At 56.7% G+C, this 18,906-nt stretch carries 12 protein-coding genes and 1 tRNA gene; 9 read left to right on the top strand and 4 right to left on the bottom strand.

Features of this window, described 5'->3' with window-relative positions; all coding sequences use genetic code 11:
* Position 1 precedes the first annotated feature (1 nt).
* The 3 genes from BUE18_RS01210 to BUE18_RS01220 all read left to right on the top strand — a co-directional run bounded on the left by BUE18_RS01210 (position 2) and on the right by BUE18_RS01220 (position 3,425).
* A complete protein-coding gene (locus BUE18_RS01210) occupies positions 2 to 2,140 on the top strand; it encodes a tetrathionate reductase family octaheme c-type cytochrome (RefSeq protein ID WP_244549255.1) in 2,139 nt (712 codons plus the stop codon).
* The gene (locus BUE18_RS01215; protein WP_073472052.1) at positions 2,137 to 2,613 is read left to right on the top strand and encodes a flavodoxin family protein; all 477 of its coding nucleotides are present in this window, start codon (positions 2,137 to 2,139) and stop codon (positions 2,611 to 2,613) included. Before BUE18_RS01210 ends, BUE18_RS01215 begins: the two co-directional genes overlap by 4 nt.
* Positions 2,614 to 2,771: 158 nt before the next feature.
* The gene (locus BUE18_RS01220) at positions 2,772 to 3,425 is read left to right on the top strand and encodes a DUF1638 domain-containing protein (protein WP_073472054.1); all 654 of its coding nucleotides are present in this window, start codon (positions 2,772 to 2,774) and stop codon (positions 3,423 to 3,425) included.
* 547 nt (positions 3,426 to 3,972) lie between these two features.
* Here BUE18_RS01220 and BUE18_RS01225 read toward each other — a convergent pair.
* Complete coding sequence (locus tag BUE18_RS01225) at positions 3,973 to 4,704, bottom strand: TM2 domain-containing protein (RefSeq protein ID WP_073472056.1); 732 nt, start codon at positions 4,702 to 4,704, stop codon at positions 3,973 to 3,975.
* Between the two features lie 390 nt (positions 4,705 to 5,094).
* Between BUE18_RS01225 and BUE18_RS01230 the strand changes: the two genes are divergently transcribed.
* The 4 genes from BUE18_RS01230 (at position 5,095) to BUE18_RS01250 (ending at position 10,981) form a co-directional block, all read left to right on the top strand.
* On the top strand, positions 5,095 to 7,590 hold the full coding sequence (locus BUE18_RS01230) for an efflux RND transporter permease subunit (protein WP_073472058.1): 2,496 nt from the start codon (positions 5,095 to 5,097) through the stop codon (positions 7,588 to 7,590).
* Positions 7,583 to 8,452, top strand: a complete 870-nt coding sequence (locus tag BUE18_RS01235; protein WP_073472059.1) for an MBL fold metallo-hydrolase — start codon at positions 7,583 to 7,585, stop codon at positions 8,450 to 8,452. The genes BUE18_RS01230 and BUE18_RS01235 overlap by 8 nt, the downstream gene beginning before the upstream one ends.
* A 228-nt stretch (positions 8,453 to 8,680) precedes the next feature.
* Complete coding sequence (gene ilvD, locus BUE18_RS01245) at positions 8,681 to 10,324, top strand: dihydroxy-acid dehydratase (protein WP_073472063.1); 1,644 nt, start codon at positions 8,681 to 8,683, stop codon at positions 10,322 to 10,324.
* A 330-nt stretch (positions 10,325 to 10,654) separates the two neighbouring features.
* Complete coding sequence (locus BUE18_RS01250; protein ID WP_073472065.1) at positions 10,655 to 10,981, top strand: hypothetical protein; 327 nt, start codon at positions 10,655 to 10,657, stop codon at positions 10,979 to 10,981.
* 111 nt (positions 10,982 to 11,092) lie between these two features.
* Here BUE18_RS01250 and BUE18_RS01255 read toward each other — a convergent pair.
* A tRNA-Ser gene (locus tag BUE18_RS01255) sits at positions 11,093 to 11,185 on the bottom strand.
* Between the two features lie 886 nt (positions 11,186 to 12,071).
* Here BUE18_RS01255 and BUE18_RS01260 point away from each other — a divergent pair.
* Together BUE18_RS01260 and BUE18_RS01265 are read left to right on the top strand one after the other, a co-directional pair.
* A complete protein-coding gene (locus BUE18_RS01260; RefSeq protein ID WP_073472067.1) occupies positions 12,072 to 13,175 on the top strand; it encodes an NAD-dependent epimerase/dehydratase family protein in 1,104 nt (367 codons plus the stop codon).
* Positions 13,165 to 14,169, top strand: coding sequence for a lysophospholipid acyltransferase family protein (locus BUE18_RS01265; protein WP_073472069.1), 1,005 nt, complete (start codon positions 13,165 to 13,167; stop codon positions 14,167 to 14,169). The genes BUE18_RS01260 and BUE18_RS01265 overlap by 11 nt, the downstream gene beginning before the upstream one ends.
* 988 nt (positions 14,170 to 15,157) lie before the next feature.
* On the opposite strand, the gene BUE18_RS01275 is transcribed toward BUE18_RS01265, so the two are convergent.
* Positions 15,158 to 15,865, bottom strand: a complete 708-nt coding sequence (locus BUE18_RS01275) for a glycosyltransferase family 2 protein (RefSeq protein ID WP_073472072.1) — start codon at positions 15,863 to 15,865, stop codon at positions 15,158 to 15,160.
* Positions 15,862 to 18,711 (bottom strand): 6-pyruvoyl-tetrahydropterin synthase-related protein, encoded by a 2,850-nt coding sequence (locus BUE18_RS01280; RefSeq protein WP_170868228.1) that lies wholly within the window; start codon positions 18,709 to 18,711, stop codon positions 15,862 to 15,864. The genes BUE18_RS01275 and BUE18_RS01280 overlap by 4 nt, the downstream gene beginning before the upstream one ends.
* Positions 18,712 to 18,906: the final 195 nt, after the last annotated feature.

Below are 18,906 nucleotides of genomic sequence, written 5' to 3' on the forward strand. Positions count from 1 at the left end.
CATGCGGACTCTATTTAAACCCCTGTTGATTATTTCCGCCTCCCTGATCCTGATTGCAGGAGGCTTGTTCTTCATAAACTACGACGCCGGGAGCACGCTCTCCCAGGCTTTTGCCGCGGCTCCGGAAAAAGCGCCTACAAAGGTCCCCACTCCGCCCAAACCGCCTGAAAAGGTTAACCCGGACGGCACTCCCTGGTCCCCGGCCGCGCAAGTTGCGGCCATGGAGCGGGCCAAGGAAGTCCCTCCCTTCATAAAAAATGTCAAGGACGAAACCGCCTGGGAGCGCAAGCAGCGCCTGGGTGATGACGCTCCTACGCTGAAAGATCAGGACCACGCCTACGTGGTGCTGAACAGCCCCATCGTCAACAAGGACCAGGACATGTACGAGCCCGTGCGGTTCATGCACAAGAAGCACGCCGCCGTAACCGGCGACTGCCTCAAGTGCCATCACGCCAGCGCGGACGAGCCCGGCGCGGCGGAAACCGCCAAGTGCTCCGCCTGCCATCAGGAGGCCTTTAACCCGGAGTTTCCTGAACGCCCGGGCCTGAAGGCCGCGTATCACAGGCAGTGCATGACCTGCCACGAAGAGCAGGAAAAAGGCCCCCTGGGCTGCACCGACTGCCATGGCAAGAACGTCCCGGATCACTCCAAGCTGGTCAAGCTGCCCAAGAACCCCAGCCCCACCCAGGTGACCACCGAATGCCTGCGCTGCCACGAAGACCAGGGCGAAGACATGCTTAAAAGCGCCCACTGGCTGTGGAAAGGCCCGTCCCCTTACACCGTGGACGGCGAAAAACGCGTGGACTCGGGCAAGGCCACCAACACCATCAACAACTTCTGCATCGCCCTGCCTTCCAACTGGCCCCGATGCACAAGCTGCCATGCGGGCTACGGCTGGAAGGACGAGACCTTTGACTTTACAGATAAAAGCCGCATTGACTGCCTGATCTGCCACGATACCACGGACACCTACGCCAAGGTTCCCACGGACGCCGGCATGCCTTATCCCCAACTGGATCTTGTCAAGATTGCGGAGCACGTGGGCAAGCCTTCCCGCAAGACCTGCGGGGACTGCCACTTTCAGGGCGGCGGCGGAGACGCGGTCAAGCATGGAGACATGAACGCCATCCTGTACTACCCGACCCGAAGCTGCGACGTGCACATGGGCGACCTGGACTTCCAGTGCCACGACTGCCATAAAACCCGGAACCATAAGATTTCCGGCCGCTCCCTGTCCCTGCCCGTGGCCGAAGGCGCCCGAAGCTGCGAGGATTGCCATACCAGCCAGCCTCACCACGGCAACGATCTTTTGGATCATCACCTGAACCGCCACGGCGAGCACATCGCCTGCATGACCTGTCACAGCCCGGTTTACGCCAAGTGCAAGCCCACCAAAACCTGGTGGGACTGGTCCGAAGCCGGGGACAAAAAACGCAAGGTGAACAAAGACAAATACGGCATGCCCGACTACTTCTGGAAAAAAGGCGAGTTCCTTTGGGACGAAAGCGTTCAGCCCACTTACGCCTGGTACAACGGCACGGTGGAGCGCTACTTGATCGGCGACGAAATCGACGACGACGGCGTGACGGAAATCACCCGGCCCGTGGGCGGAATCAAGGATTCCAAGTCGCGCATCGCGCCTTTCAAGATCATGGCAGGCAAGCAGCCCGTGGACAAGAACAACAAGACGCTTTTAACGCCCAACCTGTTCGGCCCCAAGGGATATTGGAAGAACGTGGATTGGGATCAGGCCTTTAAAGTCGGCGCGGAAGCGGCGGGCATCGAGTACTCCGGCGAATACGACTGGGAGGAAACCAAGATGTATTGGTCCCTCAACCATGAAGTCACGCCCAAGGAAATGGCGCTCTCCTGCGTGCAGTGCCACGAAAGCCTGACCCAGGAGCGCTCGTGCGACCGGTGCCATCAGGACAAGCGGGATGTGGACTTCAAGGCCCTTTCGTACAAGGGAGTCGACTTCAAGACCATGGCCGCCAGGGGCCGCGACACCCTGGATCTGGTGGAAAAGACCGATTACATCAACTTCAAGGCCCTGGGCTACAAGGGCGACCCCATCATCTACGGCGGCCGCTTTAAGCAACTCCCCCTGGGCTGGCATAAGGACGGAAAGGAAGAAAAATGAAATCATTAGTGGTTTACTCAAGCCAATCCGGCAATACGGAAAAACTGGCCAAAGCCGTGTACGAAAATCTTGACGGCGAGAAGGACATATTCCCCCTGGCCCAGGCGCCCGAAGCCGGCGACTACGATCTGATCGGCGTGGGCTTCTGGCTCCAGGCGGGCAAGCCCGACCCCAAATCCCAGGAGTATCTGGCGAGCCTGCCTGAAGGCGCCAAGGTTTTCCTTTTCGCCACCCACGGCGCGGCCAAAGGCTCGGCCCACGCCAGCGGGGCCATGGAGTTCGCCAAATCCCTGCTGAAAAACGCAGAGGTTGCGGGAGCCTATTCCTGCCAGGGCGAGGTCAACCCCAAGGTCCTGGAGAAGGTCAAGGCGAAACCCGAGCCGCCTCCGTGGATCGGCGACGCCCCTGCAGCAGCAGGGCATCCGGACGCCAAGGACCTGGAGGAACTGGCGGAAATCGTCCGCGCCTTATAGCCGAACAGGCAAAGGCGAAACATAAAGGCTGTACATGGGGAACTCGGCGTTACCTCCAATCTCCTCCCCATTAAAAGGGCTGGCGCTCTTTTCCGGCGATCGAGCGCCGGCCCAAACATAAAGGCAGCCAGGGAGCAATCCCGGAAGGAGGTTTGATAATGAGCGAGTCTTTCAAAGGCATAGCCATCGTGGCCTGCGGCACCCTGAGCCCGGAGCTTAAGCGTCTGCAGGAGGAAGGCTTTTTGGATACGGAATATTTGTACTTCACCAAGCCGGGACTTCATCAAAACGTCCATGAACTGGAGAAGCAGTTGCGCAACCAGGTCGCCAAGGCCAAGGAAAAGACGAACAAGGTCATTGTGGTTTACGGCGGCAAGTTTTGCTACGTGAACGCGGACGAGCCCACCAAGACCATGCAGAACATCATCGAAAGCCTGGGCGGCAGCGTAAAAAGAATTCAGGCCACCCACTGCATGGACATGATAGCCGGCGAGGAGGAACGCGCTCAAATCGCGGACGAACTGGCCGGCGGAGAACTGGTCTGGTGGATGACGCCCGGCTGGGTCAAGTTTCGGCATCAGGTTTTTGACGGCTGGGACCAGGCCCTGGCCAATGAGAATTTTCCCCGGCATTCAGGCGGCGCCATCGTCCTGGACGGCATCGGATTCATGGACGAGTATATGACGGAAAAACCGGAGGAGTTTTTGGAATACTGCGACTGGATGGGCATTCCCATGCAAAGCAATCCGGGAAACCTGGACCGGCTGAAGAGTCTTTTGTTGGAACAGAGACAGCTTTTGGATGGGGAATAATTCCAAAAGGAAGCTACATCCCTGCAAGGGGTGAAGAAGGCCTTAACGGGGAAATTCATTTGTTGGGTTTCGCACCTATGTTTTTGGCCTTGATAACTACTCAGGCGAGAAACGGACAGCCTTTGCGGGAAACGTTCTGCAAGCTCTACCCAACCTACTATTTTTATGGGTAAAATTTAGGTTGGGTAGAGCGTCGAACCAGGCATATTGGATTGGAAAAACGCGTCTTGCCTAAACGCATTGTAAGGTTTATGCGGCCGCTGCGAAACCCAACAAAAATGGACGGTCTTGGCAGCCAGTGTTCTCAGTGAACCCACAAGTTTCGTAGAATGAAGCATCATGAATAAGGGCGGCTTTGGGGGCCGTTAACACGTCTCCCCGGCCCCGGGACCGTCTTTGTTCACAATGGAAAAATCCGGGCCTGAAAATGCTGTGCATCAAGGACTTGCCGCCGGGCCAATATACTTTCGCCGCTCCTGAAAGGCGTGCCCGGCGATCCTCGACAGCGCGGCCATGGTTCATGGGGTCCAGGTCCGGATTTTTTCCGTTATTCCGGCAATGCATAGTCTCTGGGCTTTTCCATCTTCGATTGCTGGCCGTAGGCGTCTATAGTGTACATTGTCCTGCCGCTGGGGTGGTAAGCTCTGATCATCAATTCTTCATAAGTGTTCGGGTCGATTACAATCTTAACTCCCGCTGTGGCCGAATATCCGTATTGAATAAGATTTTCCACGGAGGCCGCTCCCTCAGGCTTTTCCGCAAAGTAGGCCTGGGCCGCATAATATGCGGAATGCGCTGCAGTTTCCGCCGTCTTGTCGTAGGCCTTCATCCGATATGAAATAAAGTTTGGAACGGCGATGGCCGCCAAAATGCCTATCATAAAAACAGCATAGCCGACCACGGGAATAACAATGACCGGGGCCAGGTTATTGACTTCCGGATACTTTTCCCGGAGCTTTTCCGTGTCGGTTGCTGCATAGATAATTAATTCGATTATCATGCCGATAAAAGTCAGGCCGGTCCAAGAGAACAGAAAATAAAAAATTCCCATGCCATATCTTTTCAGATAAAACTTGTGTCCGCCAAGCGCTCCAAAGAACAATGTGATGAGAATCAGGGACGGCTTGTCCAGGCCGGATTTTTGCTTTGCATGGCAGTGGGGGCAGTTAGGCAGTTTGGATGGAATAAGGTTTCCGCAATTTTCGCAATAGTGTTCATTGGCGCCTCTAAGAGAAGGCTTAGCGTCCAGCGCAGGGGGCAGATCAGCGACGGTTTCCATTTTTTTTCTCCTTCTTGAATGCAGCATCTTTAAGTTCGGATGGTTGAAATAATCATTACAAATGCAGGTGCATTCCCTCTCATAACGCTTTTTGGCGGCATATTAAAGTAAATTTGTCAAAAAATACGAAGAACAGGCTTCTGAAACTGATGGTCATCAGCAGGAAATGTCTGCGGATTCATTTGATGAGCGGCAATCGGCCTTGACGCCCTATGCTGTATTATTGACGCAAAGCGTCTTGGAACTCCTTGTTAGAGCGCCGGGTTTATGTTAAAAAAACCTCCACCTTTCGTTGCATTTTTTCATTAACCAAAATATCTCCGTACGCCGCAACAACAACAACGGCCTTGGATTTTACCAGCGGTGGAGAAAATACAGAAAAGAGAATTCATGGCAAACGCAAAGGCGCCAATCGAGGGGGCGTTTGAGCAAAGCGGGCATTTTTTTTACAGACATGCAAAAATGACCCTGGCGATTGTTTTCGCCTTTATAGCCTTGCTGGCTTTGCAGATTCCACGCATTACCGTGGACACATCGGCCGAAGCTCTGCTGCATAAAAATGATCCGGACCGGATCGACTTCAACAAATTTCGGGATCAATTCGGGCGTTCCGAGGTGGTGATCATCGGCGCCCGGGGCGGGGAGGTGTTTTCCCCGGAGTTTTTTGAAAGGCTCCGCAGCCTCACCGAGGATTTGGAGGAAAACGTCCCCTACGTCAAGGAGGTTACGAGCCTTATCAACGTCCGCAACACACGGGGCGAGGCAGACGAATTGATTGTGGAGGACCTGACCGAGGAATGGCCGGAAAGCTCCGAGGATTTCGCGGCTTTGAAAAAGCGGGTGCAGCAAAATCCATTATACATCAACCATGTGATCTCCCGGGATTTAAAGACCGCCGCCGTCGTCATCGAGACGGAAGCGGTGGTTGTGGAAGACGGCCAGGGGGACGACGCCTTTGAGGTTTTTGACGAGGGCTTTTCCACGGATTCGGACGATCCCTTTGATGCGTTTGAGTCCGGGGCGGCGCAGCCGTCCGGCGAAAAGCCCGAACTGCGGTATTTTTCCAACGAGGAAAACCTGCAAGTGGACAGGGCGGTCAAGGAGATCGTCGCCCGGCATGAAACCAGGGATTTCGACCTGGTCTATTCGGGCGGGCCCGCCATTGCGGTTGTATTCAACAAGGCGGTCATGGACGACACCCGGCTGTGCATGATGCTTGCCATGATGTCCAGCATGTTCTTTCTGGTGCTGATTTTTAGACGGGTTTCCGGGGTGTTTTATCCCTCCTTCATCGTGTGGGCCTCTTTAGTATGCACCATGGGGCTGTTCCCTGTTTTCGGGGTTCCTTTCAAGCTGACGGCGTCCATCATCCCTGCTTTTCTGGTGGCCGTGGGCGTGGCCGATTCCGTGCACATCCTGGCTATATTCTACCGGAGGCTGAACGAGGGGGCCAGCCAGGAGGACGCTATCGCTTACTCCCTGGGCCACTCAGGCCTTGCCATTGTCATGACCAGCATGACCACGGCGGCCGGGCTGCTGTCCTTTTCCATGGCCGAACTCACGGCCCTGGCGGAGTTGGGAGTCTTTGCAGCCATCGGCGTGATGCTGGCCCTGACCTTCACCCTGACCATGCTGCCGGCCATGCTGGCCGTTTTTCCCATTCGCGCGGCCAAGTCCCAGGCCAGGCAGACCATGCTCATGGACCGTTTTTTGCTCTTTTTCGCCAAAATCTCCACGGCCCGGCCCTGGCTCGTCGTCATCGTAAGCATGGCTTTGATGGCGGTTTCGGCCAGCTTTCTCCATGACCTGGTGTTTTCGGACAACATCGTGGAATACCTGCCGGACAGCACGGATGCCAAGCATCATATTCTGGACCTGGACCAACGTCTGGACGGCGTTCTGACCCTGGAGGCGGTGCTGGACTTCGGCCGGGCCGAGGCCTTGTACGAACCCGCCAACATGGACAAGCTCCAGACCTTTTGCCAGCGGGTGGAGCCTTTTGAGCTAAAGGGCCTGCACGTGGGCAAGATCATCTCCATCCTGGACGTGGTGCGGGAGATCAACCAGGCCTTGCACGAAAACGATCCGGCCTATTATTCCATACCGGACTCCCGGCAGGCCATCGCCCAGGAGTTGCTGTTGTTTGAAAACAGCGGGGCGGACGACCTGGAAAAAGTCACCGATACGCGGTTTTCCAAGGCAAGGGTTACTTTTAAGGCTCCGTGGGAGGATTCCGTGGTGTACGAGGCTTTTATTCAGGAAATATGGCGCGTGTATCACGAGGTTTTTGACGAGGATTCCGTCCAATTAACGGTCACGGGCGAGACCGCGCTTATGGCCAAAACCATCCCGGCCGCCCTGCGAAGCATGACCAAAAGCTACGCCATCGCCTTTGTGGTTATCACCATCATGATGATCTGGCTGGTGGGTCATGTGAAAACCGGAGTGGTTTCCATGTTTCCCAACCTGCTGCCCATTGTGCTGGTGATGGGCGTGATCGCCCACTCCGGTGTGATGCTTAACCTCAACACGCTCATGATCGGCAGCATCGCCATAGGCCTTGTGGTGGACGACACCATGCACTTCATGTATAACTTCAGGCGATATTTTGACAGCGGGATGGACCCGGAAAAGGCGGTGCGGTGCACCCTGTTGGGAACCGGCCGGGCCTTGCTCATCACCTCCCTGGTGCTGTGCTCCGGCTTTTTGGTGCTTTTGGCGGCCAGCCTGAGCACGTCCATCCAGTTCGGCATCTTCACGGCAATGATCATCCTGCTGGCCCTGCTGGCGGATTTTGTCCTGGCGCCCGCCCTGATGGTTCTTTTAACCCGCAAGGAGCATCAGGCCAGGCTCGCCCTTCAAGAAAGCGAGGAAACCCATGTCTGACAACGAAAAACCCCAGGTTAAGGCCAGTTTTCGCGGAACCAATTGCCTGGTCCTCAAGGACGGAAAATCCACCATCCTGGTGGACCCCTATTTCACCCGGGTGGACGCCAAAACCGTTTTCCTGAAGAAAATCCAGCCCAATCCGGCGCGTATAACCAAGGCGCTCAACGACGCCCAGGTGGACCGGGCCGACGCCATATTGATCACCCACGCCCATTTTGACCACGCCCTGGACCTGGCCCACGTGGCCAAAGCCGCCGGCGCCGTGGTTTACGGGTGCGAGTCCGTGGCCAACGTCTGCCGGGGCGGGGATTTGCCCGAAGATCAGATTTGCGTGGTGGACCCCAAAAAGCCCGTGGAGATCGGCGATTTTTCCGTGCGGTTCATCCCGGGAATTCATCTGGCCTTTCCCTTTATCCTGCGTTTGCTTTTAAGGCCGGGACGAAAAATCACCGCGCCCCTGCGGCCGCCCGCCAGAAGCAGCGCCTGGGCCGAAGGCCAGGTGCACGCCCTGCATTTCACCCATCCGGCGGGAACTTTTTTCAACCAGGGCAGCGCCAACTGGGTGGAAGGCGCCCTAAAAGGATATGAAGCGGACGTGGCCTTTTTGGGCGTGGGCGGCCTGGATCTCCACAAGGCCGATTACTGGGACAAATGGTACGCGGAAACCGCCGGATACGTGAATCCCAAGCAGATCTACTGGACCCATTGGGACGATTTTTGCCTGTCCCTGGACGAAAAATGGCGATACCTCAGGCAGGTGGACACGGTCCTGGCCCACTTCTCCCACAAACTGAAAAAAGAGGGCGGCCCGCCCGAGGAAAAAATGCCCTGGCTGGAATGGATCGACGTTTTTGCCTGATTAAAATGACTAAACTCTCAATACGCACCAGCACCCCCCGGCATGCAAAATACGCCGAAAATGAATGGTAGGGCGCGGGGCTTGCCCCGCCCGCCCACTGCGAAAGTTTTAACTCCAAACGCAATGCATCCCATAACAAGGTAGTTGCGCCCCCTGTGGGCGTCCATGATTCTCAGAAGCCAAACGGAAATTTGACCCCATTCAAGATGAGGAAAGGAGTTTTGATCCATGAAAAAGCCCAAGAGCCATTCCATTTTCGACGACAGCGACTTTCCCATCAGCATTGTGCGCAAGACCATCTTCCAGGGCACCGGAACCGACATGGACGAGGCCGGGCAAAAGCCTTTGATCGCCGTGGCAAGCTCCCAGACCGACATCAACCCCGGGCATATGCATTTGCAAAACCTGGCGCTGAGGGTCAAGGAAGGAGTGCACGCGGCCGGCGGCCTGCCCTTTGAGTTCAACGTGCCCGCGCCCTGCGACGGAATCACCGAGGGCCACGAAGGCATGCGCTACGTCCTGGCCCAAAGGGATTTGATTGCGGACATCATCGAAACCCACGTGCGCAGCATGCGCTACGATGGCATTGTGTTCATCGCCGGATGCGACAAAATCATCCCCGGCATGCTCATGGCCGCAGCAAGGCTGGACCTGCCTTCAATTTTTCTGACCGGCGGCCCCAACTCCTGGAATATCCGCCACACGCCTTTGATGGACGGCAGCGTCAACCATCAGTCCTACGACGACCTGGAAGCCAAGGTGTCCTGCGCCACGGCCGCCACCTGCGGCTCGTGCGAGGTCATGGGCACGGCAAACACCTTCCAGTGCATCGCCGAAGCCCTGGGCATGACCCTGCCCGGATCGTCCAACGTTCCGGCCTTTTTGTCCGAAAAATTGACCTTCGCCCGGAAAACCGGCAAGCGTATCGTCTCCCTGGTGGAGGAGGGCGTCAACGCCCGGCAGGTGCTGAACAAGCAATCCCTGCAAAACGCCGTGATGGTGGATCTGGCCATTGGCGGCTCCACCAACTCCACCCTGCATTTGCCCGCCCTGGCCCGGGCCATGGACCTGGAATTGCCCCTGGAAACCTTCAACGAATACGGTGCGAAAATCCCCACCCTCACCAGCATCGCCCCCAACGGCCCCCATGGAATTCTCGACCTGTACATGGCCGGAGGCGTGCAGGGCGTCATGAAAATGCTGGAAGACGATCTGAATACAGATGCCTGGACCGTTGCAGGCGGCCCCTTGAAAGACGTTCTGGCCTTTGCAGCGGTCAAGGACCCTGCGATCATCCGGCCCAAGGACAATCCCTACCTGGCGGAAGGCGGCACGGCGGCCCTTTTCGGCTCCCTGGCGCCGGAAGGATCGGTGGTCAAGCAATCCGCCGTCATCGAATCCATGCGGGTGTTCACGGGCAAGGCCCGGGTCTTCGAGTCCGAGCACGACGCCCTCAAAGCCGTCCGCGAAGAAACGATCCGGGAGGGAGACGTGGTGGTCATCCGCAACGAAGGCCCCAAGGGAGGGCCGGGCATGCCCGAAACCCTGGCCGTCACCATGGGCCTGGACATGGCCGGATATAAGCAGGTGGCGCTCATCACGGACGGGCGATTTTCCGGCGCCACCTCAGGCCCGTGCATCGGGCATGTATCCCCGGAAGCGGCGGCGGGAGGCCCTATCGCCCTGGTGGAAAACGGGGACGAAATATCCATAGACATCCCGGCCCGCAAGCTGGATCTTCTGGTGTCCGAAGACGAGTTGGAAAAAAGGCGCGCCAATTGGAAGCCCGTGCAAAGGGAAATCCCGCCGGGATACATGCGCCGGTACGTGAAACTGGTCTCCTCCGCCGCCAAAGGCGCGGTGTTGGAGTAGCCGGGATGGCCAACGGCATGTAATGCCGGAGAGCAGCCAAGAATGGAGTAGGGTGCAGGGTTCCCGTGCCCGTTGTACATTGAATTGTAGTTTCAGGGCTTGCCCTGCTGTTTTTTAGCGTCCCCCCTGTGGACGCCCACGGGACGCACGACGCGCGTCCCTTGCAGGCATGGGGGCCTGCATCTGCACTGCCATGAAGACGTTGGCGCCATCCATATCGCATAATACCAGGGCGGCCAATAATGGCGTAGGGTACAGGGTTCCCGTGCCCGTTGTTTATTGAATTGTAGGGTGCGGGGCCTGCCCCGCCCGTCACGGAGGAAATCAAACATGCCTATGCCGCAAGATGCGCCTATTTCATTCAAGGCGTTTCGATTTATAAAATTGAGCCTGTATTTGGCCACCGCCGCGGTTATTGGACTTCCTTTTTTGACTGTGTGGGAGAAAATGGCCTTTATCGAGCCGTATCATCATGTCTTGTTTAGACTCTGGCTTGGATTAATCATCCTAAACAGCCTGTGGATATGCCCCCGGTGCGGAAAAATGCACGCCCTCTCCCGCAAGTTTGCCTTCACGATAATTCCCTTCACCAGCAAATGCTTGAATTGCGGCCTGAAAATGGACGGAACCGGCGTGGACACAAGGCTTCACCTTTAGGGTGGAAAGTTGTCGCGCGAAGCGCCATTTGAAGTTTTTTGTGGAGCTTTTTTTCAAAAAAGCGATACGCCGGAGGCTATTTAGTTTTTTAGGATTTTATCGTCTTGAAAATGGCGGAGAGGGTGGGATTCGAACCCACGATCCCGCTTGTGGCAGGATACTGCTTTTCGAGAGCAGGGCCTTCAGCCGCTCGGCCACCTCTCCGCATGGGGGAACAAAATTTGAAGCAAAACGTTTATCCCTATTGGCCCTTTCTGTCAATGGAAAAGCGCGTTTGCTGATTGAACCTGGGTGCGAACCCATGCAGTTCAATCTCTGATGTGGAATTCCAAGTGTGTTTGACGAACGGACGCCCTGTCCGATTTCATATTAAAAAAAAGAGACTCAACCAAACCCGTACGCCCGCCGGAACCCCCCAATCTTCAAATCTTTCCCGGCCGCGCCTACCGTCCTATCGGATCCAGGCAAAAAACTGCCTTGCCTGGGCCGCCCATTTCAATCGGTGTTGGATGAAGTAGTTTGCAGGTAATAAGTGATAAGTCCAAGGATTTGTTGTAATTCCATGTACATTCCCACGCAGGGCATGGGAACGGGGTCCCAATCATCGCCTTATTCCCGCCGAACTTGCCTGATTTCCACTGGCCGGATCGGCCGCACTTATTGGCCTGCGGCCCCCGGTATTGCATGCCGCGGCTGGCCGTTTCAAATTACCTCTGAAAATGAATTTGATTTGTAGTTTCAGGGCTTGCCCTGCCCGGGACAAGCTCTGCGCGTCCAACAAGCACAGCAAGCTGTGCGCCTACATTGTTTCAAGAATCCAAAAAGGTTTAATTCGGCAGGATCGTCATGGGTAACCCAGGCAAAGCAGTACCTTGCCTGGGCGCGCCAGCGTATGCATCTCGGCCTTGCGGACACTATACGGCTATCATGCCGAGGCCGGCCTTTCAAAATCGGCGTTGCTCAGAAATGGAGGTATTTCAACAGTCGTGCTGTTTTTATCCGCTCCGGGATTGCAAAAGCGCGCGGATTTGTTTATGATGCAAATTCCATGTTTTACGGTTAGACTATTTCGGAGGGGAAAGGAAGGGGAATGGCCGGAAAAAAACGATCTGTCCTGATCACCGGGGTCTCCCACTCTTGGGGACGGAACCTGGTTCCCTTGTTGGAGCAGGACCCGGAGTTCGACCCGATTATCGGCATTGATTTTGAAAAGCCCAAAAAACCGTTCAAGCGCCTTGAATTCTTCCAGGTGGATTTGCATACCCCGCTTTTGGCGGAATTGCTCCAGGTGGCCCGGGTGGATACGGTCTGCCACCTTCTTTTTCTGGACTCCTACACGTCCAATGAAGAGCATTTCGACCAGAACGTCATGGGAACCATGGATCTTCTGGCGGCCTGCTCGGCGGCCGAGACCAAGCGCCTGATCATCAAAAGCAGCACCAAGGTGTACGGCGCCCAGGCCAGCAATCCCAATTACATCTCGGAAGACGCGGACCTGAAAGGCCAGCATCAGCACCGTTACATCCAGGACCGGGTGGAGTTGGAAAAGATGGTCCGGCGGTTCTCCCGGAGCAATCCCATCCCGGAAATCGCGGTGCTTCGGTTCGCCAACATCCTGGGCCGCACCGTGGATACGCCGGTCATGCGGTATCTGGACTCCAACATCGTGCCCACCTGTCTGGGCCACGATCCCTTGTTCCAGTTCACCCACGAACAGGACGTGCTGGCCGCCTTGTACCAAGCCATCAAAAGCGACGTGACGGGCGCCTTCAATATTTCCGGGGACGGGGTGTTGCCCCTCTCCCAGATTTTGCGCATAGGCGGAAAAGTGCCCCTGCCCCTGCCAAGCCCCCTCATGCGGGCGTCCAGCATGATTTTACGGCCCGGCGGCAGACAGGGCCTTACTGATTCCATCCCCATCGAGACGGACTACATCATGTACAACTGCCTGGGCGACACCGCGCGCATGAAAAAGGTCTTGAAGTTCAAGCCCCATTTTTCGTCCAAGGAAACCGTCAAGGAATTCTTCGAGCACTTGCGCATCCGCAAATATCTGCCGTCCCGGAACAAAATCCAGTCAGACCCCCAGTCTTCGGAGCGCATGCAGGCCTGGATCCAGGCCCGGCAAAGGGCGTCCAACTATCTTTCCAATTTGATCGAAGACTTCAACAAGGAAGAGGGTTATGACCAGTAAGGGTTTCGAGGGGAAATGCCAGGGGGTTACCGCCAAGGGCGCGCAGTGCAAAAACAAGGCCTTGGAAGGCCACGATTATTGCGCTCTTCACATAGACCAGGAGGAAGCGGCGTCCGGACCGGATCTGTTCGCCGGGAATGCTGAAACGCCTTCCGAACAGTGCATAGAGGCCTTTAAGGAGGCCATGGAGTTCATCCGCCGCAGGCGTGCCGGGGATTACGAAATCGACGCCTGGGGCCGGGACGACGAGCTTACACAGCGGCTTATGTTCATTGGCCGGTTTATCTACAAATATTACTGGCGCGTGACCGTCACCGGCGTGGAAAACATCCCCGCCGAAGGCCGGTGCCTCCTGGTGGCCAATCATTCCGGCGTGCTGCCCTACGACGGCGCCATGACGGTCCTGGCCGTCCAGGAGGAGCATCCCCAGCCCCGGCTGGTGCGGGCTTTGGTCCTGTCCCTGGTCTTTAAGCTTCCCGTGACCGGGCCGTTGCTGCTTCGCCTGGGAGGGGTTCAGGCCTCTCCGGAAAACGCGGAACGGCTTCTGGAGCAGGACGAACTGGTGCTGGTCTTCCCCGAAGGCATCAAAGGCATCGGCAAGCCCTTTTCCAAACGATACCAGCTCGCCCGGTTCGGCCGCGGCGGATTCACCCGTACGGCCCTGAAGACCAAGTCTCCCATCGTGCCCGTGTCCATTGTGGGCGCCGAGGAAATTCATCCTAAAATCGGGAATATCAAGCCTCTGGCCTCCCTTATTGGAATTCCCTACGTGCCGCTAACCCCGACCTTCCCATGGCTGGGGCCTTTGGGGCTGATTCCCCTGCCCACCAAGTGGCATATTCATTTTGACGCGCCCATCCGCCTGCAGGACCTGGATCACCGCCCGTCCGAAGAGCCCCTGCTGGTTTCCAAGGTCTCCAACCAGGTGCGGGACACCATCCAACGGAGCATTTACGACATCCTGAAAAAACGCCGCAGCGTGTTTTTTGGATAAAAGCGCTAAAAAGACCAAATTGCATCACTGAGGAACTGCATAACTACGTAGAAACCTGCCTCCAGCGAACTGCAAACTGCAAAAAAACTGCCTCCGGCGAACCGCAAACTGCAAAACAGCGAGAGTTGCCAGCCTCCGGCGGCGAACTTTTTGTAAAAAGTTCGATCAAAAACTTTTCAATGGCTCTGCGCGCAATAGGCGTTTCTCGGGTAGGGGCGCTGCTTGCCGCACCCGTTGTCCGTCATGCCCGAGCGCCGTTGCCGGAAGTCCAGCGTCTTCATTTTTGAGGGCTCCGCCATTGCATGCCGCGACTGGTCGTTTCAAATTACCTCTGAAGATGAATTTGATCTGTAGTTTCAGGGCTTGCCCTGCTCGGCACGCGCTTTGCGCGCTTTAAAAACGGCGCCCACAGGGGGGCGCGCTACAATGTCTCATGGATCCTAAAAGGTTTAAATCCTGCATGATGGTCATGGGTAACCCAGGCAAAGCAGTATCTTACCTGGGCCCGTAAGCGTATGTTGTTAGTCCTTGTCGCCGCAGGACGCCAACAAAGTTGAAAAAACCGAAGCCCTTTCGAAATCCAAGAAAAATCCCGCCTTTCAACTAACTCCGTTCGCCCGCCGGCCATCCTCAATTTCTACCATCTTTCCCGGCCGCGCCTTTTGGCGCCAAGCAATCCAGGCAATACACTACATTGCCTGGGCCACCCCAGAACGGCGCCCTCCCCCCGGCATTGCATGCTGCGGCCGGCCGTTTCAAATATCCTCTGAGGATGAATTTGATCTGTAGCACCAAGGCTTGCCCTGCCTGGGACGCGCTTTGCGCGTTCATAAAGCACCGCAAGCTGTCCGCCTACATTGTCTCAATTATCCAAGAAGGGAACATCCTTGCAGGAGGGGCGGGGGCGGCCCCTGCACAGGAGTACCGTGCCGGGGTGCGCAGCACATGTTGTCAAACCTTAAATAAGACAGGAACCAATGATTTGTATCTATTTTTTCCTGACCCACAATAAAAACAGGTTGCCGAATTTGTAAAAGCCTTCGTGGATGAGGTTGAAGCGGGACTCCCGCATGTCGTGGCAGGAGACCGGAACCTCGGTGATCCGATGTCCGTCCCGGGCGGCGAAATAGACGATTTTCACCACGTAAAAGGTCAGGTCGTCGGCGTAGGGAAGGTATTTTTTGATTACCGGGGTGCGGTAGGCTTTGGCTGCAATGGAGTAGTCGTGGAATCCGATGTTCAACAAAACCCGGGCGAGCTGGATGAACAGGTTGCTGACGGATTTGCGAATCCAGGGGCGCTTTTGGTCTCCCGTAACCTTGGAGCCTATGACGATGTCAAAACGGTCCAGCAGTTCCAGGGCCTGGGGGATGAACCCCATGTCGATGGAGAGGTCCATGTCCACGGTGACGACCCTGTCGTACCGGGCCGTTTCCACCCCTTGGGCGAAGGCTTTTCCCACGCCTTTTTCCGGCAGATGAAAGACCGTCAGGCGGGGGGCGAATTCCCGGGCCAGGCTTTGGGCGATTTCCACGGTGCGGTCGTTGGAGCCGTTGGAGCCGATGATCACCTCATAGGGAGCGGCCGGGGTCAGGGAGTCCAGAAAGGCCATCAACCGCCTGATGTTGGCTTCCATGATTTCCTCTTCGTTGAACACCGGGCAGAAGATGGTCAGGCCGGGCAGTGTGCTTGTCAAGAATTCAACTCCTTCAATCGGTCTCTGGCCTGGTTCGCCCAGGGCGAGTCGGGGCTTCTTTCCACCACGTTGGTGAAATCAAGCCGGGCCATATCAGGCTGGTTCAACTTCATGTGCGCCAATCCCAGGTGATACCAGGCCTCCGGGGCCAGGGCGGTTTGGGGGTATTGACGCAATAATTCTGTCATGGACGCGGCCATATTGTCAAAGTCCTGTTCATTGAAAAAGCTCAGCCCGGTCTGGTAAAGGGCGTGTTCGGCCCACAGCGCATCCTCATAACGCTCCCTGACAATCCGGAAGTCCAGGCGCGCTTCCTGGTTGTTCCCCTGGAGCATGAGGCACAGGCCCCGGTGATAAAAAGCCTCGGCCGCCAGGCCTCTTTCCGGCGCCATGGATAGCAGGCGGTCCAGGGACTCCTGGGCGTCTGCATACCGCCCTTCCCGATACAGGGACATGGCGTGATGATAGGCAGCCAGCCTGCCCCAAACGGTTCCGGGGAACTCCTCCACGGTCCGGTTGAAAGCCTGCCGCGCTTGGCCGAATCGCTTCTGCTCCATTTTGCACAGGCCCACATGATACCGGATTTCCGGCGCCCGCGGGCTGTCCGGATATTTTTCCAGGGCGGATTCCAGTTCTTTCAGGGTTGCGGGCCAGTTTTTCTGACGATAATAGCACATGGCCAGGTGATAGGCCGTTTCGCCGGCGATCAGGCTTTGGCCGTGGCGCTCGAGAACTTGCCGAAAGGCCGGAACGGCTTTTTCGTAGTCTTCGGCCGCAAAATATTTGAGGGCTTTGTTATACGGAACGGCCGGGAATTCCGGGGCCTCGCGGGAAAGAAACAGTCCCGCGCCCGCGGCCATGACAAGGAGTAAAGGAACGGCCGGATAGATGGCGTATTGGTTGAAAACCCTTCCCGCCGTTCCCGTAATCCCCCGGGAAAAGGGGAGGGCGCACAGGGCGATCCAAAACAGGGCGGCCAGGGTCAGGATTTTGCCGATCCAGTCCCATTTTGTGGGGCCGTATTCCAGGGTCACGTCCGGCGAGTTGGGAAAAAGCAGCATAAAGCCCGGGCCCGCCAGATAAATCCGCTCTCCGCCCGAGGCTTTCCAGCCCGGATGATAGGACGCCTTCACCAGCAGGGGCATGCCCGGCCTGGCGCCGGTCACGACGATTTTTTCGTGAAGCAGGGCCGCTTTTAAGGCGGGCGCCTCCGCGTTTTTCAATGCGACCTCAGGCAGGGAGCGCATGGGCGCGTCTCCGGCAGGAGCGAACAGGGTTTTTTCCGCCAGGCTCAGGCCGTCGGCGAAGACCGGGGTCACGTCCAGGTCTCCCAGGCGGAACCAGGTGTAGGCCTTTTGCATCCATCCTTCCAGGGGAAGCAGCACGGGACGGCGGCTCAGGGCGGTTACGTAGCTTTTGGGCGCATCCTTGATTCCGTAAACCTCAAAGGGCCGGGCCGAGAATTCGCGTTCATAGTCCGGGGCGGCGGCCAGGGCCCGTTTGGTCTCGGTTTCCATGGCGATGAACTGGGAAACGTTGAAGTACCTCATATGTTCTGCAGCGCGCTCCAGGTTGAAGCGGGAGTATATAACCTCCGGAATGGGCGTGGACGGACGCTGGCAGGTTTCGGACTGGATGTAAAACACAAAGGGCGCGGGAACCGACGCCTGGATGTAGACGCATTCCAAGGTGGACCTGCCCGAAAACAAAGGCAGGTTTTCATAGGCGCGCACCGATCCGACTCCCTGATTGATGGTGGAGTGCTCGTAGTGCACCCTTGGGTCGTTCCAGTCTCCTTTTAAATAGCCGTTCACCGCCTTGTATTCGGGCCACAGGACCTTGCTTTCCATTCCCCGGTAATTGGATGCAACCCACGAGCGGATAAAGGTTACGCGTCCGTCCACCCACAAAGCCGTGGAGAGCAGGGCGACGGCCGCCAGAAGAACGGCCAAGGTTTTCGAGTTCCGCACGATCAGCCGGGACCGGAACAGCATGGCGCCGCCGATGATCAAATACAGTTGGAAGAAGGGGATAAACCGTACGTCCACAACCCTGGCCCGGTATCCGGCGAAATACAGGGCCGCGCCGCATACTATCAACCCCCAGATGTAGGCCGTGGGGCGCAGGCAAAAGGGCGTTTCCCCGCCGTCTTCCTCCCGGCTTTTTTTACGGAGAAAAAAGGCGGCCAGGGCTGTGACGGCCGCAACAAGGGTCAGGGCTATGAACGGCTGGATGGTTGGGGGGAGGATTTCCTCCACCGCCTGCTTCCAGGAAAAAAAGATCCACAGAATATTGAACTTGGTGGTCCAGGGCAGGTTGGCCAAGAGGGGCGTGATCCAGAACCCCAGGAGGCAAAAGGCCAGGCCGTGGATTTTAAGCAGCGCGTTCAAATGCTCTTTAAACCGGATTCCGGTGAGCAGAAAAAAGCCGGAGCCGAAGCCCGCAAAAAGCAGGGCGTAAGCGTGGCTCAACCCCACCAGGGCCAACAGGCCTGCGCACAGGATAACGCGCCGGGCCGTTGCTTTTTCCATGGCCCGGTACACGCAGCCCAGCCATAAAACCGCCAGGGAAAAGCCGATGCTGTAGCAAAACTCACCCGCCAAGGTGCTGGGAATGTTGCCGCCCCACATCTTGTTGCCTTCGTTAAAGAGAAAAACAAGGCTGAACGCCGCGCCGATAATGGGAACGGGAAAAGGCTGCCTTAAACAGCGCAAAAAAATGTACACGGAAGCCGGCAGCAAAAAGACGCCCAAAACCGTGACCAGCTTGAACGCAACAGGCAGTCCCAAAAGGGGCGCAAGGGCGGCCGCCAGCAGAAAAGGAGCCGGAAAATAATATTGCAGCATGGGAAATCCGGCAAGGTTGCCGTGGCACCAACCAGATATTTTTCCCGAAGGAACTAGTTGTTCTTGCAAAAAATACGCAGTAAAGTAATGGGATGAAGTGTCTCCGCCGGCCGTGATGGAGTCAAAGAAAATCAGGTGCGGGGCGTAATAGAGGCCCAAAAAAACCCACAGAAGGATGAGGAAAAACAAATCCCA

It is taken from the genome of Desulfatibacillum alkenivorans DSM 16219 (assembly GCF_900142135.1).
GTDB classification, from domain to species: domain Bacteria; phylum Desulfobacterota; class Desulfobacteria; order Desulfobacterales; family Desulfatibacillaceae; genus Desulfatibacillum; species Desulfatibacillum alkenivorans.